General features: G+C 75.4%; 22 protein-coding genes. 12 read left to right on the top strand and 10 right to left on the bottom strand.

What is annotated here, in order from left to right:
* Positions 1-22: 22 nt before the first annotated feature.
* The 3 genes from ACFCX4_RS01205 to ACFCX4_RS01215 all read right to left on the bottom strand — a co-directional run bounded on the left by ACFCX4_RS01205 (position 23) and on the right by ACFCX4_RS01215 (position 2,663).
* Positions 23-1,348: an amidase gene (locus tag ACFCX4_RS01205; protein ID WP_376137801.1), complete on the bottom strand. Its 1,326-nt coding sequence runs from the start codon at positions 1,346-1,348 to the stop codon at positions 23-25.
* Positions 1,349-1,409: 61 nt separating this feature from the next.
* Positions 1,410-1,673 carry a hypothetical protein gene (locus ACFCX4_RS01210; protein WP_376137802.1) on the bottom strand — a complete coding sequence of 88 codons (264 nt, stop codon included), beginning with the start codon at positions 1,671-1,673 and terminating at the stop codon, positions 1,410-1,412.
* Positions 1,674-2,015: 342 nt separating this feature from the next.
* The gene (locus ACFCX4_RS01215) at positions 2,016-2,663 is read right to left on the bottom strand and encodes an ATP-binding protein (protein ID WP_376137803.1); all 648 of its coding nucleotides are present in this window, start codon (positions 2,661-2,663) and stop codon (positions 2,016-2,018) included.
* A gap of 240 nt (positions 2,664-2,903) precedes the next feature.
* Here ACFCX4_RS01215 and ACFCX4_RS01220 point away from each other — a divergent pair, with 240 nt between their 5' ends.
* The 10 genes from ACFCX4_RS01220 to ACFCX4_RS01265 all read left to right on the top strand — a co-directional run bounded on the left by ACFCX4_RS01220 (position 2,904) and on the right by ACFCX4_RS01265 (position 15,441).
* Positions 2,904-3,743, top strand: coding sequence for a hypothetical protein (locus ACFCX4_RS01220; protein ID WP_376137804.1), 840 nt, complete (start codon positions 2,904-2,906; stop codon positions 3,741-3,743).
* A gap of 217 nt (positions 3,744-3,960) precedes the next feature.
* Complete coding sequence (locus ACFCX4_RS01225) at positions 3,961-4,728, top strand: YcnI family protein (protein WP_376137805.1); 768 nt, start codon at positions 3,961-3,963, stop codon at positions 4,726-4,728.
* Between the two features lie 102 nt (positions 4,729-4,830).
* On the top strand, positions 4,831-5,511 hold the full coding sequence (locus ACFCX4_RS01230) for an SCO family protein (RefSeq protein ID WP_376137806.1): 681 nt from the start codon (positions 4,831-4,833) through the stop codon (positions 5,509-5,511).
* The gene (locus ACFCX4_RS01235; RefSeq protein ID WP_376137808.1) at positions 5,508-6,002 is read left to right on the top strand and encodes a copper chaperone PCu(A)C; all 495 of its coding nucleotides are present in this window, start codon (positions 5,508-5,510) and stop codon (positions 6,000-6,002) included. The genes ACFCX4_RS01230 and ACFCX4_RS01235 overlap by 4 nt, the downstream gene beginning before the upstream one ends.
* Positions 6,003-6,013: 11 nt before the next feature.
* Entirely contained in the window at positions 6,014-8,110 is a 2,097-nt protein-coding gene (locus tag ACFCX4_RS01240) for a FixH family protein (protein WP_376137809.1), read from the top strand.
* A gap of 13 nt (positions 8,111-8,123) precedes the next feature.
* On the top strand, positions 8,124-9,440 hold the full coding sequence (gene efeB / locus ACFCX4_RS01245; RefSeq protein ID WP_376137811.1) for an iron uptake transporter deferrochelatase/peroxidase subunit: 1,317 nt from the start codon (positions 8,124-8,126) through the stop codon (positions 9,438-9,440).
* A gap of 168 nt (positions 9,441-9,608) precedes the next feature.
* Positions 9,609-10,544 (top strand): prephenate dehydratase, encoded by a 936-nt coding sequence (gene pheA / locus ACFCX4_RS01250; protein ID WP_376137812.1) that lies wholly within the window; start codon positions 9,609-9,611, stop codon positions 10,542-10,544.
* A 533-nt stretch (positions 10,545-11,077) separates the two neighbouring features.
* Positions 11,078-12,352, top strand: coding sequence for a serine--tRNA ligase (gene serS / locus ACFCX4_RS01255; RefSeq protein WP_376137813.1), 1,275 nt, complete (start codon positions 11,078-11,080; stop codon positions 12,350-12,352).
* 86 nt (positions 12,353-12,438) lie between these two features.
* Positions 12,439-13,293 carry an HAD family hydrolase gene (locus ACFCX4_RS01260; protein WP_376137815.1) on the top strand — a complete coding sequence of 285 codons (855 nt, stop codon included), beginning with the start codon at positions 12,439-12,441 and terminating at the stop codon, positions 13,291-13,293.
* A gap of 267 nt (positions 13,294-13,560) precedes the next feature.
* Positions 13,561-15,441, top strand: a complete 1,881-nt coding sequence (locus tag ACFCX4_RS01265; RefSeq protein WP_376137817.1) for an LCP family protein — start codon at positions 13,561-13,563, stop codon at positions 15,439-15,441.
* A 44-nt stretch (positions 15,442-15,485) separates the two neighbouring features.
* Here the strand turns inward: ACFCX4_RS01265 and ACFCX4_RS01270 are convergent, their stop codons facing one another.
* Complete coding sequence (locus tag ACFCX4_RS01270; RefSeq protein ID WP_376137818.1) at positions 15,486-16,250, bottom strand: sporulation protein; 765 nt, start codon at positions 16,248-16,250, stop codon at positions 15,486-15,488.
* Positions 16,251-16,479: 229 nt separating this feature from the next.
* Between ACFCX4_RS01270 and ACFCX4_RS01275 the strand changes: the two genes are divergently transcribed.
* Positions 16,480-17,220, top strand: a complete 741-nt coding sequence (locus ACFCX4_RS01275) for a FadR/GntR family transcriptional regulator (RefSeq protein WP_376137820.1) — start codon at positions 16,480-16,482, stop codon at positions 17,218-17,220.
* A gap of 136 nt (positions 17,221-17,356) precedes the next feature.
* Positions 17,357-18,619 (top strand): CynX/NimT family MFS transporter, encoded by a 1,263-nt coding sequence (locus tag ACFCX4_RS01280; RefSeq protein ID WP_376137821.1) that lies wholly within the window; start codon positions 17,357-17,359, stop codon positions 18,617-18,619.
* Positions 18,620-18,713: 94 nt separating this feature from the next.
* Here the strand turns inward: ACFCX4_RS01280 and ACFCX4_RS01285 are convergent, their stop codons facing one another.
* The 6 genes from ACFCX4_RS01285 to ACFCX4_RS01310 all read right to left on the bottom strand — a co-directional run bounded on the left by ACFCX4_RS01285 (position 18,714) and on the right by ACFCX4_RS01310 (position 24,803).
* Positions 18,714-19,436, bottom strand: a complete 723-nt coding sequence (locus ACFCX4_RS01285; protein ID WP_376137823.1) for an ABC transporter permease — start codon at positions 19,434-19,436, stop codon at positions 18,714-18,716.
* Positions 19,437-19,587: 151 nt separating this feature from the next.
* Positions 19,588-20,505 carry an ABC transporter ATP-binding protein gene (locus tag ACFCX4_RS01290; protein ID WP_376137825.1) on the bottom strand — a complete coding sequence of 306 codons (918 nt, stop codon included), beginning with the start codon at positions 20,503-20,505 and terminating at the stop codon, positions 19,588-19,590.
* A gap of 9 nt (positions 20,506-20,514) precedes the next feature.
* Positions 20,515-21,426, bottom strand: a complete 912-nt coding sequence (locus ACFCX4_RS01295; protein ID WP_376137826.1) for an ABC transporter permease — start codon at positions 21,424-21,426, stop codon at positions 20,515-20,517.
* Entirely contained in the window at positions 21,410-22,405 is a 996-nt protein-coding gene (locus tag ACFCX4_RS01300) for an ABC transporter ATP-binding protein (protein ID WP_376137828.1), read from the bottom strand. Before ACFCX4_RS01300 ends, ACFCX4_RS01295 begins: the two co-directional genes overlap by 17 nt.
* Positions 22,406-22,611: 206 nt before the next feature.
* On the bottom strand, positions 22,612-23,778 hold the full coding sequence (locus ACFCX4_RS01305; protein WP_376137830.1) for a damage-control phosphatase ARMT1 family protein: 1,167 nt from the start codon (positions 23,776-23,778) through the stop codon (positions 22,612-22,614).
* A gap of 137 nt (positions 23,779-23,915) precedes the next feature.
* Positions 23,916-24,803, bottom strand: a complete 888-nt coding sequence (locus ACFCX4_RS01310) for an LLM class flavin-dependent oxidoreductase (protein ID WP_376137831.1) — start codon at positions 24,801-24,803, stop codon at positions 23,916-23,918.
* Between the last annotated feature and the right edge of the window lie 11 nt (positions 24,804-24,814).

A 24,814-nucleotide genomic window follows, 5' to 3' on the forward strand; every position in this document is an offset into this window, starting at 1 on the left:
CCCGGGCCGGGCCGGCGGCCGCTCAGGCGGTGTCCAGCACCCGCTCCAGGACGGCCGCCAGTGCGAGCAGCCGCTCGTCCGCCCCGGCCTCGCCGACCACCTGGAGGCCCAGCGGCAGCCCCTCCGCCGTCACCCCGGCGGGCAGGCTCAGCGCGGGCAGCCCCGCGCAGCTCCACGGCAGCGACATCACCGCGCTGCCGGTGCCGTCCAGCCCGAACGGGGCCGGGCCGGTCGCCGAGGGCGCCAGCAGCAGGTCCACCCCGGCCCGCCGCCGCTGCTCGGCGAGCCGCTCGCGGAAGGCCGAACGGGCCCGCAGCGCGGCCTCGTAGGCGGAGCGGGCGACCGCCCGGCCGTGCCGGACGGCGGCCACCGTCTCCGGCCGGTAGAGGCCGCCGAAGCGGTCGAACCACTCGGCGTGGGAGGCCGCCGTCTCGAAGCGGTTGATCGTCCGCGTCCACCGCTCCAGCTCGTCGAAGTCCGGCAGCAGATCGATCCGGCGGACCGTCAGTCCCCGTGCGGTCAGCAGCTCCAGCTGCCCTCGGAACGCCTCCCGCGCCTGCGCGCCGGCCCGCTCCAGGTACCGGCCGACCGGCACGCCGAGCACCGGCACGCCGTCGTCGCCGGCGGCCGCCGGGCGGTCGTCCCAGTCGTCGCAGAGCAGCGGGGCGGCCAGCGCGGCGCCCGCGAGGTCCGCGGTGAACAGACCGGGGGTGTCGAACGTCGGCGCGTTGGGGATCACGCCCGCCGACGGGATCCGCCCGTGCGTCGGCCGGAAGCCCACCACGCCGCAGTAGGCGGCCGGGCGGACCACCGAGCCGATCGTCTGGGTGCCGATCGCCAGCGGCACCAGCCCGGCCGCGACCGCCGCCGCGGAGCCGCTGCTGGAGCCGCCCGGGGAGTGGCCGGGATGGTGCGGGTTGCGGGTCGGGCCGGGGGCGGCACCCGCGAACTCGGCGGTCACCGTCTTGCCCGCGACCAGGGCGCCGGCCGCCCGCAGCCGGTCCACCACCGCGGCCTGCGGCCCGGCCAGGACGCCCGGCGGCAGCGCGGAGCCGGCGCGGGTGGGCAGGCCGTCCACCCGCACGACGTCCTTGACCCCGACGGCCACCCCGTACAGCGGCGGGGCGTGGGCCGGATCGGGGTGGCGGGCGGCGAGCGCCCGGGCCTCGGCCTGCAGCCGGTCCGCGCGGCCGGGCTCCGGCACGAAGGCGTGGATCAGCGGGTCCACCTGCTCGATCCGGGCGCACAGCCGGTCGACGTGGACGGCCGGGGCGGGGACACCCGCGCGCAGGGCGGCGGCCTCGCGGGTCAACGAGCGCGGCCGGACCAGGGACTGCTCCATGTCCATGGCGCCCACGGTAGACCCGGGCCCGCCGCGGCCGTTCACCGCACCACCGCCGGAGCCTCCGTCAGCCCGTCGGCCAGGCCGTTCCCGGCTCGCCGTCCGGCGGGCCCGGCCGGTGCTCGTCGGCCAGCCAGGGCGCCTCGCGCAACAGGTAGGCGCCGCAGGTGTGGCAGCAGAGTTCGGGGGTGCGCCCCCAGTCGACCGCCTCCCGGGCGGGCGCCGCGGCGTCCAGTTCGCGGCCGCACATCGCCACGTCCCCGTCGCCGCGGACCATGTGCCACAGCCGCACCCCGGCGGGCGGGCCGCCGGCGTCGTACTCCGCACGCATCCGGTGCATCATTCCCCCATCCTCCGGCGGCCCTCCGGGCCCGGCAAGCGGAACGCGGGGCCGGGGCCGCAGGGCCGGCGGCCGCCTCGCCGACAGCGGCGCGGGCGCCGCCACCGAACCGCCCGCCGTCACCTCGGCCGTCGCCCTCGGAACCGTCACCCTCCTGCTCACCCGCCGCTCGCCCCCTGCTCACCCGCCGCCGACGTCCCGCCCGCGACCGACCCCGGTCGGCACGCCGGGCCCCGGGCCGCGGATCGGGCCGGCCCGGACCGCGGCGCCGCCCGGGCACGCAGGTACCCCCGGCGCCGCCAGGAACCCCGGCGGTGACCGGCGGAGCACCCCTCAGGACGCCCGGCGGAGCAGGGCGTCGTCCTGCCACTTGAGGATCTTGTCGAAGCTCACGACGGCGCCCCGGAGCGGGTGGTTGCGGAGCTGGACGTGGTCGGTGAGGGCGTGGATGAGGAAGAGGCCGCGACCCGACTCGGCGGTGAGCTCGGGGAGGGCGTCGAGGTCCAGCGGCCGGAGCGAGGGCATCGGCGGGTCGGCGGCCGGCGGCAGGACGTGGGTGTCGTACGGGCGGCCGTCGCGGCGCGGGCGGTGCGCGGTGAGCAGCGGCCCGGGGACGGTGGCCCGGCCGCGCCGGGAGCGGGGCCGGGGCTGCGGCCGCCCGGCCGGACGGACCGGCGCGGCCGGGGCGGGGGCCGGACGGCGGGCCGCCGGGGCGGGGCCGGGCAGGCCGGGGCCCGAGTCGGTCACCTCGATCCGCAGCAGGTCGCCGCTGATCGACGCGGTGACCTGGTAGCCGTCGTCGGGGCGGCCGCCCGCGCCGTGCTCGACGGCGTTGGCGCAGGCCTCGCTGAGCGCGACCCCGAGGTCGTGGGCGATCTGCGGGTCGACGCCCGCGGTCGCCATCGCGCCCAGCAGTATGCGGCGGGCGAGCGGCACGCTGGCCGGGTCGCGCTTGAGGTGCAGAGTCCACCAGATGTCCACGGGAGGTCCCTCCTGGCTGCGGCTCCACATATAACGAGGTATCTCCGGACGGCGCGCAGGTGAACCGTGACCGGGGTGCGCTGCCGCCCGTTCGGCGGATGGACGGGGGGACGGGCATGTGCCGGGTGGCGCACGTCCGGGACCGTGCGCGGGGCCGTGCGCGGGGCCGATCGGGGCATTCGTAGGGATTTCCCACCCTGCCGGTCCGGTGGGTGTCGGCGATGAGATGATGGCCCGGCCATGACTGCCCCAGCCGCCGCCCCGCACCCGGGCGCCCCCGCACCGGACGCGCCGGTGGGGGCCGCCGCCTGGGACCTGCGGCTTGCCCGGGCGGTTCCGTTCGCCCTGGTCTGCACGCTGATCGCGGCCGCCGGGCACGCCCTGGCCGGCGGCGGGGACGTCGCCCCGCCCGCGCTGGCGACCGGTTTCGCCGCCCTGCTGGTGCTCGCCGCCGGGCTCGGCGGCCGGGAGCGCTCGCTGGGCGCGATCGCCGGGGCGCTGGTGGCGGGTCAGTTCGGACTGCACCTCCTGTTCCACTTCGCCGGCGGTCACGCGGCCGGCGGCGCGGCCGGTGCGCACCACGGCGGTCCGCCGGGCTCCGGCCCGCTGACCCTGCCGCAGGTGGCCGGCCGGCTGATCTGCAACGAGGCCAGGCCCGGCACCCTGATCGGGCTGCCCGGCTCCCCGACCGCCGAGCAGCTGGTCGCGGGCGCGGGGCTCGACCCGCAGGCGTACGCGGCCCCGCCGTGGTGGCAGGGCGGCGTGCTCGGGATGACGCCCTCGATGCTGGCGGGCCACCTGGCCGCGGCCCTGGTGGCCGGCTGGTGGCTGCGGCGCGGCGAGGCCGCGCTGTGGCGGCTGCTGCGGATCACCGCGACGGCCGCCCGCACCCACTGGGCGGCGCCGCTGCGGACGGCGTTCGCCCTGGCCGCGGTGCTGCTGCGCGGCCTGTTCGGGCCGCCGGCCGGCCCGGTCCGCCGCCGCGCCGGACGGGGCGGGGACGACCCGCTGCCGGCCGCCGCCGCGCTGCGGCACAGCGTGGTGCGGCGCGGTCCGCCGGCCGGGGCCCTCGCGTACTGACCCCGCCCCCGGTCCTCCCGGTGCCCGCCGTCTTCCGGCACCGGCCCCTCGGCGGACGGGTGGTACGCGGCAGGCACGCCGTACCCGCCGATCCGTGCGGCCCCACGGCCCTTCCCCCACCTCGTCACCACGCCGGCGGCCACCGCCCCGCGGCACGGTTCCCCCCGTGCCAGCGAGCTGGCCGTCCGCCGAGCCTCCGAACGGAGACACGAACCCCATGCGTTCCCTTCCCGCCCGTCGTACCGCAGCCGTCGCCCTCACCGCCGCCGCTGCCGTGGTCGCCCTGGCCGGCCCCGCCTTCGCCCACGTCACCGTGAACCCGGGCAGCGCCGAGCAGGGCGGCTACACCGCCGTCGACTTCCGGGTCCCGAACGAGAGCGACTCCGCCGGCACCGTGAAGCTGGAGCTCAACCTCCCGCTGGACCACCCGCTGGCCTCCGTCCGCACCCAGCCGCTGCCGGGCTGGACGGCCGTCGTCGAGAAGTCGAAGCTCGACAAGCCGATCAAGGTGCACGGCAACGACGTCAACGAGGCGGTCTCCAAGATCACCTGGACCGCCGACGCCGGTGTGAAGATCGCCCCCGGCCAGTTCCAGGAGTTCCGCGTCTCGCTCGGCCCGCTGCCGACCGACGCCGACTCGCTGGTCTTCAAGGCCCTGCAGAGCTACGAGAACGGCGACATCGTCCGCTGGATCGACGAGGCCAAGGACGGCCAGCCGGAGCCGGCCAAGCCCGCCCCGGTGCTGAAGCTCACCAAGGCCGCCTCCTCCGACGGTCACGGCGTGACCGCCTCCGCCACCCCGTCGGCCGGCGCCACGGCCGGTGCGCACGGCGACGCCGCCGCCCACGGGACCGCGTCCGGGGACGACGGGGCGAGTGACTCCACCGCCCGGACGCTCGGCGTCGTCGGCATCGTGGTCGGCGTGATCGGCACCGCCGTCGGCGTCCTCGGCCTGCGTCGCCGGAGCAGCGGCCCGGCCTCCTGACCCCCGCACCGGCGGGGCCGCTCCCGGTACCCGCCGCAGGCCGCGCCCGCGTTCCGGGCGCGGCCCCGCCGGTGATCCACCGCACACGATCGGACCTCTCCCATGCCCCGCACCGCCCGTACCCCCCGTTCCGCCCGCCTGGCCGGCGCCGCCGCCGTCGCACTGGCCGCCGCGCTCACCCTGACCGCCTGCGGCTCCGACGGAGGGGGCTCCGGCACCGCCGCCAAGGTCGTCCGGCAGAAGGCCGACTCGCCCTACGAGGGCACCGTGCTCGGCAAGAACTTCGAGAAGCCGGACCTCCAGCTGACCGACACCTCCGGGCAGCCGTACGACCTGCGCCGGCAGACCGCGGGCAGGACGACCCTGCTGTTCTTCGGCTACACCAGCTGCCCGGACGTCTGCCCGACCACCATGGGCGACATCGGCGTGGCGATGAAGAAGCTCTCCCCCGAGGAGCGGCAGAAGGTCAGCATCGTCTTCGTCTCCACCGACCCGCAGCGCGACACCCCGCAGGTGCTGCGCACCTGGCTGGACTCGATGGGCAGCGACTTCATAGGCCTGACCGGCGACCTGGAGAAGGTCAAGGTCGCCGCCAAGACCCTCGGCATCCTGATCGAGGACCCGGTGACCAACGGCGACGGCACCGTCACCTCCACCCACGGCGCCCAGGTGCTGGCCTTCCTGCCCTCCGACGACAAGGCCCACCTCCTCTACCTGAGCGGCACCGAGGTGAAGACCTTCGAGCACGACCTGCCGCTGCTCGCCAAGGGGGTCGCCGCGTGAAGGGCGTCCTCGGCTTCCGGCGGACGGCACTCGCGGGGGCGGCGCTGGCGACGGCACTGGGCGCCGGCGCCCTCCTGGTCGCCTGCGGGACGGGCGGCCAGGACGGTGCCGGCGGCGGGGCGGCCCGGCTGAGCGTCGCCGACTCCTACATCCCGCTGCCGCCGGCCGGCGGGATGGCGGCCGGCTACCTGACGGTGCGCAACGAGGGCGGCCAGGGCGACGAGCTGGTCAAGGTCTCCAGCCCGGGCGCCACCTCGGTCACCATGCACCGGTCGACGGCGACCACCATGGAGCAGGTCGAGCGGCTGGACGTGCCCGCGAAGGGCACGCTGCAGCTCGCCCGGGGCGGGAACCATCTGATGATCATGGGATGGCAGAAGGCCCCCGCCCTCGGTGACGAGGTCGAACTCGACCTGACCTTCGCCCGGACCGGCACCATCTCGGTGAAGGTTCCGGTCAAGGAGCTCACCTACCGTCCCGGCCAGAGTTGAGGAACCGCACCATGCTGATGGCACCGGGACTCGTGGGACGGCGGATCGCCGGGCTGCTCGGCGTGCTCGGCGCGGTCCTCGCGCTGCTGCTCGGCGGTGCCGGACCGGCCGCCGCGCACGCCACCCTCCAGTCCAGCGACCCCGCGCAGAGCAGCGTCCTGCCGACCGCGCCGCAGACCGTCACGCTGACCTTCAGCGAGGCCGTCTCACTCTCCTCCGACTCCGTGCGGGTGCTCGACCCGGCCGGCAGGGCGGTCGACTCCGGCAGCCCCGCACACGCCGACGGCAAGGACAACACCGCGCGGGTCGGGCTCGGGAGCGGGCTCGCCGACGGCACCTACACCGTCGCCTGGCGGGCCGTCTCCGAGGACTCGCACCCCATCGGCGGGGCGTTCACCTTCTCCATCGGGGCGCCCTCGGCCACCACGGTCTCCACCAACGCGCTGCAGAGCGCCGAGGCGGACGGCGTGGTCGCCGCGCTCTACGGCACCGCCCGGACCGTCGCCTACGGGGCGTTCGCGCTGCTCGCGGGCGCGGCCGGGTTCGTCCTGATCTGCTGGCCGGCCGGGGTCGCCCGGCGCCCGGTGCAGCGGCTGCTGATGGGCGGCTGGGTGGCACTGCTGGTGTCCACCGTGGCGGTCCTGATGCTGCGCGGCCCGTACGAGCGGGGCTCGGGGGTCGCCAAGGCCTTCGACCTCTCGCTGGTCCGGGCCACCCTGGACGAGCGGATCGGCACCGCGCTGGCCGCCCGGCTGCTGCTGCTCGCGGCGAGCGGGGTGTTCCTGTCGCTGCTGGTCGGCCAGCTCGGACAGCCGGCCGGCACCCGGGCCGGCGGCGGGCGGACGGCGGGCGGCGACCGGGCCGGCGGGGACCCGGAGGAGGACGAGCTGCGGGAGCTGGAGCGGCGCGCCGCCGAACGCCCGCAGCGCGAGGCCCGGCTGGGCCTCGGGGCGGCCGGCCTGGTGCTGGCCGTCGCGCTCTCGGCGACCTGGGTCGGCGCCGACCACGCCTCGGTGGGCATCCAGGTCTGGCTGGCGCTGCCGCTCGGCATGCTCCACCTGGTCGCGATGGCGCTCTGGCTGGGCGGTCTGGCCGCCCTGCTGGTCGGGCTCCGCGAAGGGGTCGGCGCGGAGGTCGCCGACCGCTTCTCCAGGATCGCGTTCGGCGCCGTGCTGGTGCTCGCCGGCACCGGCGTCTACCAGTCCTGGCGCGGCCTCGGCAGCTGGGGCGCGCTGACCACCACCGACTACGGGCGGCTGCTGCTGGTGAAGACCGGCTGCGTGATCGCCATGCTCGGGGCGGCCTGGATGTCCCGCGCCTGGCTGGCCCGGCTGCGGGCCGCCCCCGAGGAGGCGGCGGAGGTCGTCCCGGTGGCGGTCGCCGTCGCGGCCGGGACCGCGACGGACCGGGCGGGCGGCTCCGGCGGGCCCACGGGTACGGACACCGAGCCCGGTACGGATCCCGGGGCGGACCGGCCGGACCCCGACGACCCGGTCCGGCGCGCCCAGTTGGCCCGTCAGCGGGCCGCCCGGGAGAAGGCCGGCCGGGCCCGCGGGCTCACCCCGACCCGGGCCGGTCTGCGCCGCTCGGTCCTGGCGGAGGCCGGGGTCGCGGTGGCCGTGCTGGTGGTCACCACCCTGCTCACCAACTCCCCGCCCGGGCGGGTCGCGGGCGAGATCGCGGCCGGGGCCGCCAACGGCACCGCCCCCGCGGCCGGCGGGACCACCGGCGGAACGGCCGGCGCCGCGCAGACGGTGCCGGGCCGGACCGTCGAGCTCACCCTGCCGTACGACACCAAGGGCCGGACGCCGAACGCCAAGGGCACCGCGACGGTCACCCTCAACCCGGCCGCCACCGGCTCGAACGAGGTGCACCTGAAGCTGGACGGCGCGGACGGGCAGCCGGTCGAGGTGCCGGAGGTGGAGCTCGCCTTCACCCTGCCGGACCGCGACCTCGGCCCGCTCACCGTCCCGCTGACCGCCGAGGGCACCGGGCGCTGGAACGGGACGGCGCAGCTGCCGCTCGCCGGGAACTGGGTGGTGTCGGTGGTGGTCAGATCCTCCGACATCGACCAGACCACGGAGATCAAGCAGCTGAAGATCGGATAGGCGGACCGTCACGATGGAGACCAGCACCGACAGCGGGACCCGCGGGACGCACGGCACCGCCGGAACCGGCGGCGCCACCACCTCCGGCACCGCCCCCGGGTTCACCCGGCGGGCCCTGCTGGGCACCGCCGGGGCCGGCCTGGTGGCCGGCGCCGGCGGTGGCGCCGCCGCCGCCCTGGCCGCGGACCGCCGCGGTCCTGCGGCCGGTGACGCCCCCTCGGCCGGCGCCCTCGGGCGCGGCCGGGTGCCCTTCCACGGCGAGCACCAGGCCGGGATCCTGGAACCCCAGCAGGCCCGGGTCCAGCTGGCCGCCTTCGACCTGGCCGACGGGGCCGGCCGGGACGGCCTGCGCGCCCTGCTCCGGCGCTGGTCGCGGACGGCCGCCCGGATGGCCGAGGGCGAACCGGCCGACGAGTTCGAGAACCAGGTCGCCCTGGACGCCGGCCCCTGCTCGCTCACCGTCACCTTCGGGTTCGGCGCGGGCCTGTTCGACAAGGCGGGCCTGGCCGACCGCCGGCCGGCCGGTCTGGAGCCGCTGCCCGCGTTCCCGGCCGACGCGCTGGACCCGGCGCGCGGGGACGGCGACCTGTTCGTCCAGATCGGCGCCGACGACGCGCTGGTCGCCGTGCACGCCCTGCGGGTGCTCCAGCGGCAGGCCGCCGGCACCGCGGCGCTGCGCTGGCAGGCGGCCGGGTTCGCCCGGACGCCCGGGGCCGCCCGGCGGCCGGTGACCGGACGCAACCTGATGGGCCAGATCGACGGCACCAACAACCCCCGGCCCGGCGAGGAGGGCTTCGCGGCCACCGTGTTCGCCGGCCCCGGCGGCGAGCAGCCGGCCTGGCTGGCCGGCGGCTCGTTCCTGGTGTTCCGCCGGATCCGGATGCTGCTGGACAACTGGGAGGCGCTGCCGGTGGACCGCCAGGAGCGGGTGATCGGCCGGCGCAAGTCGGACGGTGCCCCGCTGGGCGCGCCCGACGGCGCGGCCGAGCGCACCCCGGTGGACCTCGCCGCCCGCGCGGCGGACGGCTCGCTCGCGATCCCGGCCGACGCGCACGTCCGGGTCGCGGCACCGGCCGCCAACGGCGGGGCGGCGATGCTGCGGCGCGGGTTCTCGTACCACGACGGGCTGCTCGCCGACGGCTCGCCCGACGCCGGGCTGCTCTTCCTGGCCTTCCAGGCCGACCCGCGCAAGGGGTTCACCCCGGTCCAGCGCAAACTGGCCCGGGGCGACGGGCTCTCCCGCTTCCTGCGGCACGAGGCGAGCGGCGTCTACGCCGTCCCGCCGGGCGCCGCGCGGGACGGCTACGTCGGACAGACCCTGCTCGACTGACCGGCCCCTGTTCGACCGACCGGCCCGGACGGCCGCGCCGTCCACCGCCGGCCCCGTCCCCCTCCCACGGAGCGGACCGCGATCGTGGGAGGGGTCCGGAGTGGCTAAGGTTGCTCCTTTCGGCCCCGGCCGATCTTCCGCACCGGTCCCGTTCCCCTTGGAGGCGTCATGTCGGCAACCCGCTACACGTACCTCGGGCCGGCCGGGACCTTTACCGAGGCGGCCCTGCGCACCCTGCCGGAGGCCGCGACCCGGGAGCTGGTCCCGATGTCCTCCGTACAGCTGGTGCTGGACGCGGTGCGCGGCGGGGAGGCGTCCGGCGCGTTCGTGCCGATCGAGAACTCGGTCGAGGGCGCGGTGACCGCGACCAACGACGAACTGGCCTCCGGCGCGCCGCTGATGATCTACCGCGAGGTGCTGCTGCCGATCACCTTCGCGCTGCTGGTCCGGCCGGGCACCGCGCTGTCCGACGTGAAGACCGTCACCAGCCACCCGGTGGCCCAGGCCCAGGTCCGCCGGTGGCTGGCCGCCAACCTGCCGGACGCCCACTGGGAGTCCGCCGCCTCCAACGCCGACGGCGCCCGGCTGGTGGCCGAGGGCCGCTACGACGGGGCGTTCGCGGGTGAGTTCGCGGCGCCGATCTACGGGCTCGACCCGCTGGTCAAGGACATCGTGGACGCCGCCAGCGCGACCACCAGGTTCGTGCTGACGGGTCGGCCCGGACGGGTCTCCTCGCCGACCGGGGCCGACAAGACCTCGATGGTGGTCTGGCTGCCGGACGACCACCCGGGCGCGCTGCTGGAGCTGCTCCAGGAGTTCGCGGTGCGCGGGGTCAACCTGATGCGGATCGAGTCCCGCCCGACCGGGGAGGGGCTGGGCAACTACTGCTTCCTCATCGACTGCGAGGGGCACCTCACCGACCGCCGGGTCGGCGAGGCGCTGATGGGCCTCAAGCGGATCTGCCCGCAGGTGCGGTTCCTCGGTTCCTATCCGCGCGCCGACGGGCAGCCGTCCGGGCACCAGCGGCCGGGCACCTCGGACGCGGACTTCTCCGCGGCCTCGGACTGGCTGTCGCGCTGCCTCGACGGGCGCGGGGACGTCTGAGCCGGTTTCCCCAGCGGTTTCTCCCCGGGAAGCCGGGCGGACATCCGGGCGTCACCGGCCGGCCGTCCGTCCTTTTCGAACCGTTTTCCACCCCGCCGGGCGGCCGTCCACAGGGCGGTCGCCCCGGTGCGGGGCTTGTCCACAGGGCCGTCCACTGTCCACAGGTCCGAGTTATCCACAGGCTTGGGGACGAGTCGACAAACCGGTATAGCCACTGCATCTATCGGTCGGATCATCGGTTTGCGTCGCAGAGATGACTAATCGGACCAGAGTCACCCGGGTGCCAGCAAATCACCCGTCCGAGTGCTTCAATTCCCTCACCCGGGAAGGTCAATTCAGGTTTGAAACCGGAATTCCCCGGTTCGCTCGACCGTCCACCGGGACCTCCCCGCGATCCACAGCCCGGGCCCGGGGCCTGTGGAAAACTGCCCGTCGGGCGGTTTCCCACAGAAGTTATCCACAGGCTGGGGGGAGTTATCCCCAGGGGAAAACCGGTACCGGTGGACAGTCCCCCGCCCGGTAGGCTTGGGCCCGTGATTGACCTTCGCCTGCTCCGTGAGGACCCTGACCGAGTGCGCGCCTCGCAGCGCGTCCGTGGCGAGGACGTCGACCTGGTCGACGCCCTCCTCTCCGCCGACGAGCGCCGCCGGTCCTCGGGCACGCGCTTCGACGAACTGCGCAACGAGCAGAAGGGCCTCGGCAAGCTCGTCGCCAAGGCCCAGGGCGACGAGAAGGCCGCCCTGCTCCAGCGCACCAAGGAGCTGGCCGCCGAGGTCAAGGCCGCCGACGCCGAGCAGACCGCGGCCAAGGAGGAGGCGGAGCGCCTGCTCCGCTCGCTGGCGAACCTCATCGACCCGGCCGCCCCGGTCGGCGGCGAGGAGGACTTCGTCACCCTTGAGGAGATCGGCACCCCGCGCGACTTCGCCGCCGAGGGCTTCGAGCCCCGTGACCACGTCGAGCTGGGCCAGCTGCTCGGCGCGATCGACACCGAGCGCGGTGCCAAGGTCGCCGGCGCCCGTTCGTACTACCTGACCGGTGTCGGCGCGCTGCTGGAGCTCGCCCTGGTCAACATGGCGATCACCCGGGCCACCGCGGCCGGCTTCGTCCCGATGATCACCCCGGCCCTGGTCCGCCCGGCCGCGATGGACGGCACCGGCTTCCTCGGCCAGGCCTCCGAGAACGTGTACTTCCTGGCGGACGACGACCGCTACCTGGTCGGCACCAGCGAGGTCCCGCTCGCCGCGTACCACATGGACGAGATCCTCGACGCCGAGAAGCTGCCGCTGCGCTACGCCGGCTACTCGTCCTGCTTCCGCCGCGAGGCCGGCACCTACGGCAAGGACACCCGCGGCATCATCCGCGTCCACCAGTTCGAGAAGGTGGAGATGTTCGTCTTCACCACGCCGGAGGACGCCGAGAACGAGCACCGCCGCCTGCTCCAGTGGGAGAAGGACTTCCTCAACGCCCTCGAACTGCCCTACCGGGTGATCGACGTCGCCTCCGGCGACCTCGGTGCCTCGGCCGCGCGCAAGTTCGACATCGAGGCCTGGGTCCCCACCCAGGGCAAGTACCGCGAGGTCACCTCGACCTCGAACACCACCGAGTACCAGGCGCGCCGGCTCTCCATCCGGATGCGCGAGGACGGCAAGGTCCGCCCGCTGGCCACGCTGAACGGCACCCTGGTCGCCGTCCCGCGCACCATCGTGGCGATCCTGGAGAACCACCAGCGGGCCGACGGCTCGGTCGTGGTCCCCGAGGCGCTCCGCCCGTACCTCGGCGGACGCACCGTCCTGGAGCCGGTGAAGTAGCACCGGCGGCGCCGGGCGACCGGCGCCGGACGACCCGCGGCGACGCGGACGCAGTGACGAAGCAACTCCCGGGAGACGCACGGCCCATGAGCACCAACAGCCCCAGCCCCGTCTCCCCCGCGGACGGTGGCGGCCTGCCCTTCCGGCTGGTCGCCACCGATCTCGACGGCACCCTGCTGAACAGCTCGGAGAGCGTCTCGGTCCGGACCCGCGCCGCGCTGGCCGACGCCACCGCCGCCGGGGCTCTGCACATCATCGTCACCGGCCGCTCGGCCTCCTGGGCCCGCCCGGTCTTCGACGAGATCGGTTACCGGGGCATAGCGGTCTGCGGCCAGGGCGCCCAGGTCTACGACGCGGGCGCGCACAAGCTGCTCACCTCGCTCACCCTGGACCGCCGGCTGGCCGCGCTCGCGATCGGGAAGATCGAGGCCGAGACCGGCCCGCTGGCGATCGCCGCCAACCAGGACGGCCTGGAGGGCGACGTGCTGGCCGGCCCCGGCTACGAGCTGCTGATCGGCTCCGACCTGCCGGTCGTCCGGGCCGCCAAGGACGAGCTGCTCGCCGCCCCGGTCAGCAAGCTGTACATCCAGCACCGCGGGCTGACCGACGACGCCCTCGCCGAGGCCGCCCGCCGCGCGGCCGGCGGCCTGGTCGGTGTGGTGATGGCCGGCGCCGGGGTCGTCGAACTCCTGCCGCTCGGCCTCTCCAAGGCCACCGGGCTGGCCGTCGCCGCCCGCCGGCTCGGGGTCGGGGCCGCCGAGACCATCGCCTTCGGCGACATGCCCAACGACGTGCCGATGTTCGGCTGGGCGCGGCACGGCGTCGCGATGGCCAACGCGCACCAGGAGCTGCTCGCGGTGGCCGACGAGGTCACCCTGAGCAACGACGAGGACGGTGTCGCGGCGGTGCTGGAGCGGCTCTACCCGGCCGGGCAGGCCTGACGGACCCGGCAGGACGCGCCCCGCGGCTCCGGGCTCCGGGCTCCGGGTTCCGGGCTCCGGGCTCCGGGCTCCGGGCTCCGGGCTCCGGGCTCCGGGTGAACCCCTGCGGCGGCCTCGGCGGTTCAGCCGTTGGAGTGAGAATGCGGTGAGCCCCCGCGACGAAGCCGCGGGTGGGCGGGGGTGCGGCCCGGCCGGGCGGCCGGGCGGCGGCGGCGGAGTTTGTATGCTCCCAGGGTTGCCCGCTTCGGCCGCTGAGAGGTGCGCGCCATGTCAGTCCCGTGGGAGGGGATCCCGCCGGATCCGGGTGGGCGGCGGCGCGCCGAGGGCGGCGTCCGGACCGAACCCCCCGAGGACGGACCCGGCAGGTTCCCGCCGCCCCGCCCCGGCGGCCGGGCCGAGGCCCGCCGCGCGGCCCGGAACCGCGCCGCCCAGGGCCTCCCCGCCCAGGGCCCCGGCGCACCGAACCCCGCCGCACCGGTCCTGACCACGCACGGCCCGGCCGCACACGGGTTCGCCGTGCCCGGCCGCGTCCCCCCGTCCCGCACCGCACCGTCCCGGGGCGCCCCCACCCGGTCCGGCCGCGGCTCCGGCACCCGGGCGGCCGGCCGGCGGGCCGCCCCGCCGGGAGCGCCCCGGGACGGCCGACGCGGTGCCCTGCGGCTGATCGCCTGGTCGGTGGCCGGGGCGCTGGTGGCCCTGGCCGGCGCCGGCGGCGCGGTGTACTACAAGCTGAACGGCAATCTCCGGTCCTTCGACGGGGACGCCATCGCCCCCGACCGGCCGCCCGAACCGAGCGCCGACGCGCAGGGCCACCGGCCCGTCAACGTGCTGCTGATCGGCTCCGACTCCCGCTCCGGGAACAACGGCGACCTCGGCGGCGGCGACGAGGGCGGCGCCCGCTCCGACACCACGATCCTGCTGCACGTCTACGCCGACCACCGGCACGCGGTCGGCGTCTCGATCCCGCGCGACGCCCTGGTGACGGTCCCCCGGTGCAAGCTCCCGAACGGCAAGTGGACCCGGGAGCAGCCCGGACAGATGTTCAACTCCGCCTTCTCGGTCGGGAACTCCGAGGCCGGCAACCCGGCCTGCACGCAGAACACGGTGGAGCGGCTCACCGGCATCCGGGTCGACCACACCATCGAGGTCAACTTCGAGGGCTTCGCCGCGATGACCGGCGCCGTCGGCGGCGTGGACGTCTGCCTGCCGAACGACATCCACGAGGGGAACATCAACCCCAACCTGGGGCGCAAGGGCGGGGTCGTGCTCGCCAAGGGCCGCCAGCGGGTCTCCGGGCAGCGGGCGCTGGACTACGTCCGGCTGCGGCACGGGATCGGCGACGACTCCGACGTCGGCCGGATGAAGCGTCAGCAGGCCTTCCTGGCATCACTGCTGGCCAGGATCAAGAGCAAGGGACTCAACCCCGGCGCGCTGCTCCCGCTGGCCGACGCGGCCACCCGTTCGATGACCGTCGACCCGGGCCTCGACTCGGCCGCCAAACTGATGGACTTCGCGCTCACGCTCAAGGACATCGACCTGCACGAGGTCAAGTTCCTGACCACGCCCTGGCGTTACAACGGCGCGCGGATCGACCTGGTGCACCCGGCGGTCGACGCCCTGTGGCGGACCCTGCAGGCCGACCGGACGATCGACGGCCAGGACGCCACCGGCCGCCAGGAGGACTCCGCCGCACCGACGGCGCCGCCCTCGCCCGCGGCGCCGCCGTCCCCCGCCCCGCTCGCCCCCGACGGCGCGCCGATCCGGGTCGCCGTCCAGAACGGCTCCGGCACCCCCGGCCTGGCCGCCCGGGCCGCCGAGACGCTCCGGGCGGCCCGGGTCACCGTCACCGGGACGGCCACCGCACGCGGCGCCGCCCGGCCGACCACCGCCGTCGAGTACGGGGCAGGCCAGCGGGCCAACGCGGAGAAGGTCGCCACGCTGTTCCCCGGCGCCGCGGTGTCCCCAGGCCCCGCTGCCGGGATCAGCCTGCGGCTGGGCCGGGACTACGCGGCCGCGAGCACCCCGGCCGCCGGGCCCGCCCCGGGCACCGCCGGACCGTCCGGCGCCCCGGCCCCGCTGCCCGCCGAGGTGGTCAGCGGGGCCAGATCGGCCGACGACGACATCTGCCGCAACGTCTCCTACGGCTGAGGGCCGGGGACGGGGCGCCGGAGGGCCCGGAGCGCCGGCCCGCCTCAGAGCGCCGCGCGGATCCAGCCGTCGACCAGCGCCGTGAGGTCCTCGCCGGCCTGCCCGTGGCCGACCACGTGGGTGCGGATCACGTCCCCGCCGCCACCGAACAGCCCGCCGCGCCGGTCGGCCTCCAGGACCACCTCGACCTTGTCGGGGGTGGTCACGAAGCTGACCTCCAGCGAGTTGCACGCGTGCGCGTACTGCGGGGCCGAGGAGTACTCGATCTCCTGGTAGAACGGCAGCGTCTGACCGGTGCCGCGGATGTGCCCGGCCTCCAGGTCCGCCGAGCGGAAGCGGAAGCCCAGCTGGAGCAGGGTCTCCAGGATCCGGTGCTGCACCGGCAGCGGTTCGACGTCCAGCGGGTCGGAGTCGCCCTTGTCCAGCGCGCCCGCGATGTCGACCTCGGTGCGCACACCGAGCTGCATGCCGTGCAGGCGCTGCCCGGCGATGGCGGTGACCGGCGTCTCCCACGGCACCTGGACGGCGAACGGGATCGAGCGGTTCTCGCCGGGCGCCAGCTTCAGCGGCGCGGTGACCGAGAAGCGCGCGAAGGGGTAGAGGCCGGTGCTCTCGCCCTCCTCGTGCTCGATCTCCACCCGGGCGACCAGGGTCAGCGTGATCCCCCGGATGTCCGCCTCCACCGTCCCCCCGGTCAGCTCGACCGTGCCGGCCATCGTCCCGCCGGGCTGCACGACCGGCGTGCTCAGGACCGTGTCGACCCCGGGACCGCCGACGCCCAGGGCACCGAGCAGCTTCTTGAACACCATGCGGACGCTCTCCTCGCATCAAGGGCTGTGGACCGGGCCCCGTTCTCACCGGATCGCCGGTCGTCCGGAGGAACGCCAGGCCGCCGTGGACGGTTCCCGAGCCGTTCATCCCCAGTTGTAGGATGACCGGGCAAGCAGTTGTAGGATGACCGACGACCGAGGGTTCGAGGAGCCGCCGCGGGACCACCGCCGCGCGGCACCGGACCGCGCAGAAGGGGAGGAGCCCGTCATGAGCAGCCCGAACAGCGGCAACGACACGCTGCAGACCGCCGGACGGCGCTCCCTCGTCGACACCGCGATCGAGCAGCTGCGGGAGCAGCTGAGCGCCGGCGTCTGGCCGGTCGGCTCGCGGATCCCCACCGAGCACGAGCTCGCCGAGCGCCTCGGCATCGGGCGCAACACCGTCCGCGAGGCGATCCGGGTACTGGTGCACGCCGGGATGCTGGTCTCCCGGCAGGGCGAGGGCACCTTCGTCCGCTCCACCAGCGACCCGGCCGCCGTGCTGCGCGGCGTGCAGCGCTCCGGCGTGCGGGACGTCCTGGAGGTCCGCGCCGCGCTGGAGACCGAGGCCGCCCGGCTGGCGGCGCTGCGGCACACGCCCGAGGACGTCCGCCGGATGCGGGCCGCGCTGGCCCGCGAGGCCGAGGTGATAGCGGCGCACCCCGAGCGGGCCGGCCGCGAGGCCACCGTCGAGCACGACCTGGAGTTCCACACCGCCGTCGTCGAGGCCGCGCACAACCCGGCACTGACCGAGGTGTACCGCTACTTCGGCGCCTCGGTGCGCGAGTCGATGCGGGCGTCGTTCGGCGACCACGACATGCCCGAGGTCGTCGTCGCGACCCACGAGGCCCTCGTCGACGCGATCGAGAGCGGCGACCCGGAGCGGGCCGAGCGGGCGTGTCGCGCGCTGCTCGCCGAGCCGACCGCCGCCGTCGAGCAGCTCCTCGCCGCCATCGCCGCCCGGAAGTGACCGGGCCCAGGCCCCCTTCCGTCCGCTCCCGCGTCCCGTCCACGTGCTCCGTGCGGTTGTGCGCGCCCGCCCGCGCGCCCGCACGGGTCCGTCCGCCTCCGCGCGGCCCGTCCTCCACGAAAGAGCAGCACCACCCATGGCCGTCACCCGCGCCCAGCAGCCGGTTGTCACCACCACCGTCCCGCTCCCCGTCCGCAGCCGGCTGGCCCACCCCGCGCTGCTGCTGACCGGCATCGTGCTGGTCGCCCTGAACATGCGGGCCTGCCTGGCGGCGGTGTCGCCGATGGTCGCCGAGATCCAGCGCACCTTCGGGCTCTCCGCCACCGCGAGCGGGCTGATCACCACCGTCCCGGTGCTCTTCCAGGGTGTCGGCGCGCCGCTCACCCCGCGGCTGACCCGGCGGTTCGGCACCGAGCGGGTGGTGCTGGGCGCGGTGCTGGTGCTGGGCGCCGGCGTGCTGCTGCGGGTGCTGCCCTCGGTGGCGGCGCTGTACGCCGGGTGCGTGGTGATCGGCGTCGCGATCGCGGTGCTGAACGTCTCGATGCCGGGTCTGGTCAAGCGCGAGTTCCCGGACCGGGCCGCCACGATGACCGGCGTCTACTCGACCACCATGCTGGTCGGCGCCACCATGGCGGCCGGTCTGTCGGTGCCGCTGGAGCACGCGCTCGGCGGTGGCTGGCAGGCCTCGCTCGGCGCCTGGTCGGTGCTGGCGCTGGTCGCCGCGGTGGCCTGGCTGCCGCAGGTGCTGCGGGCCCGGGCGGCGCGCGGCGGGGCCGCCGGCGGACCGGCCGTCGCGCTCTCCCCCGCCGCCGCGTCGAGCCGGCCCGTCGAGGGCCTCTGGCGCTCCCCGCTGGCCTGGCAGATCAGCCTCTTCATGGGCGTCTCGTCGCTGCTGGTCTACACGCTGGTCGCCTGGATGCCGACCATCCTGGCCGACCACGGCATGGACCGCGGCGAGGCCGGCCTGGTCTTCGCGTTCTCCAACCTGGTGCAGGTGACCGGTGCCTTCCTGGTGCCGCTGTTCGCCGGCCGGATGACCAGCCAGCGGGCGCTCGCCGTCTCGATGGCCGTCCTCAACGGGGTCGGCATCGCCGTCCTGCTGATCGCCCCGGTGCCCGGCGCCTGGGTCTCGGCCACCATCCTGGGCGTCGCCCAGGGCGGCTCGCTGGGCCTCGGGCTCGCCTTCATCGTGCTGCGCACCGACAGCGCGGCCGGCGCCGCCCAGCTGGGCGGCATGTCGCAGGCGATCGGCTACCTGGTCGCGGCGGCCGGCCCGGTCGGGGCCGGCGCCCTGCGCCAGCTGACCGGCGGCTGGACCACGCCGCTGGCGCTGATGCTGGTGCTGGCCGCCGTGGTCGCCGCCGCGGGCTGGGGCGCCGGCCGCGACCGGACGCTCTGAACCCTCCGGCGACGCCGTACAACGGAGCCCCCCGGCGGTGAGGACACCGGCGGGGGGCTCCGTCGTACGGTCCGGCGGGCGCGCCGCCGGGGTGCTACTCGTCCGAGGCCAGGGTGAGGCCGGCCAGCTTCACCGAGGCCAGCGCGGTGGCCGCCACCGCGACCAGCACCAGCATCGGCACCGCCATGCCGAGCGAGACCACCGAGGTGATCGATCCCTCGGCGGCCACCGACTCGGCCACCGACAGGCCCCACTGCTGGATGCTCAGCTTGCGGGCGCCCTCGACGAAGTTTCCGACCAGCGCCTCCCAGACCAGCGCGTACGCCAGCCCGGCCACCACCGCGTGCCGGGTCACCACCCCGAGCAGCAGGAACAGCGCGCTGTAGGCGGCCCCGGCGACCAGGGCGGCCACCGTGTAGGCGAGCGCCAGCCCCTCCCGGGTGCCGTACATCAACAGCCCGGAGAGCAGCACCGGCACCGCCGAGAAGGCCCAGGTGATGCCGATCGCGACCGCCAGCTTGGTGGTGATGATCTTCCAGCGCGGCAGCGGCTTGGCGAGCAGGTAGACGATCGAGCCGTCGTCGATCTCGGTGGCGATGGCGCCGGTGCCCACGACCAGGCCGAGGATCGGCAGCAGGGTGCCCAGCGCGAGCTTGCCGAGGACGTTCACGACCAGGTCGTGCCTGCTCCCGCCGTCGCCCACGCCGACGGCGAGCGCCGAGACGAGCAGCAGCAGGACGGGGACCACCAGCAGCAGCAGGCCGCGGCGGCGGCCCAGCAGGCCGCGCAGCGTCAGCCTGGCGACGGTCGGGTTCATGGTGGGTCGGCCTTCCTGGGGTCCTGGTGGTGGGTGCCGCACGGGGTCCTGGCGGTGGGTGCCGCGCCACGGGGCGGGCCGGGCGCCGGCTGCGGGGCCCCGCGGCCGGCCGGAACGCGGTGTTCGGGCGCGGCGCGCGGGAACGGCGCCGCTAGGCGGAGACGAGGTAGGAGAACACGCTCTCCAGCGACTCGTCCGCCGGTGCCACGGTGTACAGCCGGATGCCGGCCTGCCGGGCCACCTGCGGCAACAGGGTGGTGAACCCCTGGAAGTTCACCGCCTGGATGCGCAGCGCCCGCTCCTGGAGGTCCAGCTCGATGCCGGCCGTCGACGGGTCGGCGATCAGCGCCGCCGCGAGCCGCCGGTCGTCGCTGGAGCGGACCAGGTAGCGGTGCGGACGGTCGGTCATCAGCCGGCGGATCCGCCGGAAGTCGCCCGAGGCGGCGTGCCGGCCGGCCACCACGACCTCGATGTGCCGGGCCAGCTGCTCGACCTCCTCCAGGATGTGCGAGGAGAACAGCACCGTCCGCCCGTCCGAACCGAACCGCCGCAGCAGGTCCATCAGCTGGAGCCGCTGCCGGGGGTCCATGCCGTTGAACGGCTCGTCGAGCAGCAGCACGGCCGGGTCGTGGACCAGCGCCGAGGCCATCTTGACCCGCTGCTTCATGCCCTTGGAGTAGGTGCCGGTGCGCCGTTCCTGGGCGTACTCCATCTCGACCAGGGCGAGCGCCTTGCGGGCGGCCGCGCCCGGGTGGGGCAGACCGTGCAGCTCGGCGTTGGCGAGCACGAACTCCCAGCCGGTCAGGTAGTCGTACATCGACTCCCGCTCGGGGACCAGACCGATCTGCCGGTACACCTCCTGGTTGCGCCAGATCGGCGCCCCGTCCAGGGTGACCGTGCCGGTGGACGGCGCCAGGAAGCCGCTCATCATGTGGATGAGGGTCGACTTGCCGGCCCCGTTCGGTCCGAGCAGGCCCGTGATGCCGGGGCCGATCGCCATGCTGACGTCGTTGACGGCGACCACGTTGCCGAACCAGCGGGAGACCTTGTCGATGGTGATGGTGGCCATGACTCCCTCTCAGACGTTCCGGTAGCGGCGCAGCAGCAGCCGGTAGGAGCCGGCCACCATCGCGGCGGCGACGGCGGTGAACACCAGGACGCCGGGGGCGCCGGGCGCGTGCAGCCGCTCGGCGCCGGAGCCGAGGTCGAACAGCTCGTTGACCAGGCTCTCCACCAGCCCGCCGGGCGACAGCAGCGCCGCCCACTGCGCGGACTCCGGGAGCTCCGTGCCGAAGTCGGAGGCGGCCAGGCTCGTCCCGACGACGACCCCCAGCACCGTGGTGCTGATCGCGAGGTAGCCCATGATCGCGGCCACCCCGAAGCCGCGGCGCGGCGTGGCGGCGGCGATCACCACCGCGACCGAGGTCGGCACCAGCGCGTAGAGCACCGCGGCCACCAGGCCGTACAGGAAGTGCTCGGTCTGGTCGCCGAACTTCAGCCCGACCAGCAGCGAACCGGCGTAGAGCACCAGCAGCGGCGCCAGCATCAGCAGCAGCTGGGCGCAGGCCATTGCCCCGAACTTGGCCCGGACGTAGTCGGCGCGGGTGATCGGGCGGGAGAAGTACAGCGGCACCGTGTGGTGGCGCAGGTCCCGGGAGAACAGCACCGGCGCCTGGGAGGCGAGGAAGATCGAGACCACCAGAGCGATGGTCCTGAGGTAGTCCGCGTAGTCGACCGGCAGCTCGCCCGAGCCGGTGATCACGGCGACCGCGACGATGATCAGGGCCGGCACGGTGACCGCGCCCAGCACGATCATCGGCAGCACCTTGGACTTGCCGGAACGCCCGAGGCCGTACGCGGCGCGCAGGCTCTGGGTGAACAGCGAACGGGTGGCGTACCCGCGGCCCAGCCGGGGGCCGGTGTAGCCGCGGTAGCCGATGTCGTGGATGACACCGGTGTCCGCCGCGCGGGACTCAGGAGACAGCGACATCCGCGGTTCCCTCCTCGCTCTCCATGTGGTCCCCTTCGGCGTGCTCCCCTTCGGTGCCCGCGGTGAACAGCTCCGCAACCCGGTGCCGCCGCTGCTCCAGCCGCACCAGGCCGAGCCCGAGGTCCGCGACCGCGTCCCGGATGGTGTCGTACGTGGCGTCGCCCGCCAGCCGGACCAGCAGGATCCGGGTGCCGTCCGTCCGCGCCGAGAGCCCCGCCGCCGTCAGCCGTTCGAGCACCGCGGCGCTCGCGTCCAGCGCGTGGTCCTCCGGATGGTCCGTCACCTCGACGGCCAGGGTGGCCGTCGCGCCGGTGAAGGAGGCGGTGGAGGAGGAGCGCAGCAGCTTGCCTCCGTCGATGACCACCAGGTGGTCACAGGTGCGCTCCAGTTCGCCCAGCAGGTGGGTGGTGACCAGCACCGAGATGCCGAAGTCGGTGTACACCCGCCGGATCAGCGCCAGCATGTCGTCCCGGCCGACCGGGTCCAGCCCGTTGGTCGGCTCGTCCAGCAGCACCAGCTTCGGGTCGTGCACCAGCGCCTGCGCCAGCTTCACCCGCTGCTTCATGCCGGTGGAGTAGCCGCCCATCGGACGGTACCGCTCCTCGTACAGCCCGACGTGCCGCAGCGTGTCCGCCGTCCGCTCGCGCGCCGCGGCGGCCGGCAGTCCGGCCATCCGCGCCATGTGCACCACGAACTCGGTGGCCGAGACGTCCGGCGGCAGGCAGTCGTGCTCCGGCATGTAGCCGACCTGTTCCCGGATCTCGGAGCCCTGGGTGGCGATGTCCAGCCCGAGCACCCGCCCGGTGCCGGAGGTCGCCGGGGCCAGCCCGAGCAGGATCTTGATGAGTGTGGACTTGCCCGCCCCGTTCGCCCCCACCAGACCGACCACCCCGGGCTCGACCTCAACGGTCAGCCGATCGAGGGCGGTCACCCGGGGGAACCTCTTGGTGAGGCCGTCCGTCTTGATGACAGTGGACACGTCCTTCACCGTAGTGGCCGCGTCCGTCCGTGGTCATGCACTGCGGTGACGACCCCTTCTGCTGCTGCGGTATGACGGCGGGCCGCTCTTCCCCTAGGGGATCCGGCGCCGCCGCGGACCCGCCACACCCCCGTCCCGGCGCCGCCGCGGACCCGCTCCGGCCCGTTCCCGTCCGGCCGTTCCCGCTCCGGCCGGCCCGTGCCCGCTCAGCCCGGCCCGGCCTGCGGGTGCGCGACCTGGACGACGGCGTACCGGCCACTGGTGCGCCACGGCGTCCCCGTGGCGTCCAGCCCGGCGACGGTCCCGGCGCCGAGGCCGACCGCCACGTCCGACTTCAGGGTCCGCAGCGCCGCGACCGGTGTCGGGAAGTGGGCCGTCAGCGCGGCGAAGGGGGTGGTCGGCGGCCACAGCCGGTCGCCGACCAGCCGGCGGTAGTTGAGGTCGCCCTTGAGGACCGTCATCGCCGCGCCGGTCAGCTCGTCCCGGAGGTCGCCCGGCATGTCGTGGAACGGCAGCGGGGCGCAGAAGAACGGATGCGTGCGGATGTCGAGGGCGCCGCCGCGCACCGCCCGCCACAGCCGGTCGCCGACCGCGGCGGCGGCGGACCGCGCGGGCGCGCCGCGCAGGCGTCCGAGCGCGGCGAGGGCGTCGGCCGTCGTCGCGTCCGAGACGAAGTACGGCTGCGGCTTCACGTACAGGACGACCCGCGCCGCCCGGCCGGCGGCGAGCAGGTGGTCGATCAGGACGAGGTCCGGCAGCAGCTCCCGGCCGGCGTTGTCCGCGACGACGCAGACCCGTCCGCCGTCCGCCGCGTCCAGCGCGGCGAGGAGCGCCCCGCCGTCGTCCACCAGCAGGCCGGACCCGACCGGGTCGGCGTCCCGGGCGGTGAGCCGGAAACCGAGGTCCGCGCGGTTGCCCCACACCGCCGAGGCGAGCAGCGCCCGCGCCCGCCGGTCGTCCGGCAGCCCGTCGAGGCCGTCCAGCGCGGCCAGTTCGTCGTCGACGGCCGCGCCGGCCAGCTCGGCGTCCTTGAACGGCGCGAACGGGTCGACGCCACGCCACGCCCCCGGCCCGAAGTACCCGGTGGCTTCGAGCAGCCGGTGGTAGAAGTGGCTCTCCGCCCACAGGAACGGCGCCTCGCCCCAGGGCCTCCCCCAGTGGCCCTCGCCCCACTCCCGCCACCGGGCGGCGTCCGGGGCGTCCGCCGCGGGCGGCTCCAGGACGCCGTCGGTGCTCTCCCGGAGCAGCCGCTCCAGCGCGTCCCGCTGCCCGGGGCCGTACGGCAGCGCCCCGAGGACCCGGCGGACGAGCACGGGGTGGCGCTCGTGGAAGACGCTCCGGGCGAAGGACCCGGGGGCGTCCCCGCGGATCACGGGTGCTTCCGGTGTCCCCGGTGTATCCGGTGTCCCCGGTGTCCCCGGGGCCTTCCGTGCTTCCGGCACGACGGGAACCGCCTCTCTCCTGGTCGCGCTCGCCGCTCTCCTGGTCGTCCCTCCCGCCACCGCCGGGGTCAGCCCAGCCGGGCGAGGCCCTCGGTGGCGATCTCCTCGAAGACGGCGAGGTCGTTGGCGAAGACGGAGTCCGGAACGGGCCAGTGGATCACCAACTCGGTGATCCCCAGCTCCTTGTAGGTGCCGGCCCAGTCCACGAAGGCCTCCAGCGACTGCAGCGGCTTCTCCGCCGTCGACCCCTGGAGCAGCAGCTTCTCCAGCCCGCCGACGTCCCGGCCGCGTTCCCCGCAGGCCGCCGCGAGCTTCTCGATCTGCCGCGCGACCACCGCGGGCGCCTGCGCCACCGGAACGTCCGCGGGCGCCTTCGGGTCCCCGTACGTCACCCAGCCCTGCCCGTACTCCGCCGCCAGCCGCAGCCCGCGCGGCCCGGTCGCGGCGACGTAGAACGGCACCCGCGGCGTCTGCACGCACCCCGGGATGTTCCGCGCCTCGACCGCCGAGTAGTACGCGCCCTCGCGCGTCGTCGCGTCCTGGCGCAGCAGCTCGTCCAGCAGCGGCAGGAACTCGCCGAACCGGTCCGCCCGCTCCCGCGGCGACCACGCCTCCTGCCCCATCGCCGTCGCGTCGAACCCCGTGCCGCCGGCCCCGATCCCGACCGTCAGCCGCCCGCCCGAGACGTCGTCGACGGTGATCAGCTCCTTCGCCAGCGTCACCGGCTGCCGGAAGTTCGGCGAGGTGACCAGCGTGCCCAGCCGGATCCGCTCGGTGGCGGTCGCAGCCGCCGTCAGCGTCGGCACCGCCCCGAACCACGGCGCGTCCCGGAAGCTCCGCCACGACAGGTGGTCATAGGTGTACGCGGCGTGGAACCCCAGCTCCTCGGCCCGCCGCCAGATCTTCTGTCCCTCGCTCCACCGGTGGATGGGGAGGATCACCGTGCTCAGTCGCATGGCTCGACACT

The organism is Kitasatospora sp. NPDC056327, assembly GCF_042261735.1.
In the GTDB taxonomy this organism is placed as follows: Bacteria; Actinomycetota; Actinomycetes; order Streptomycetales; family Streptomycetaceae; genus Kitasatospora.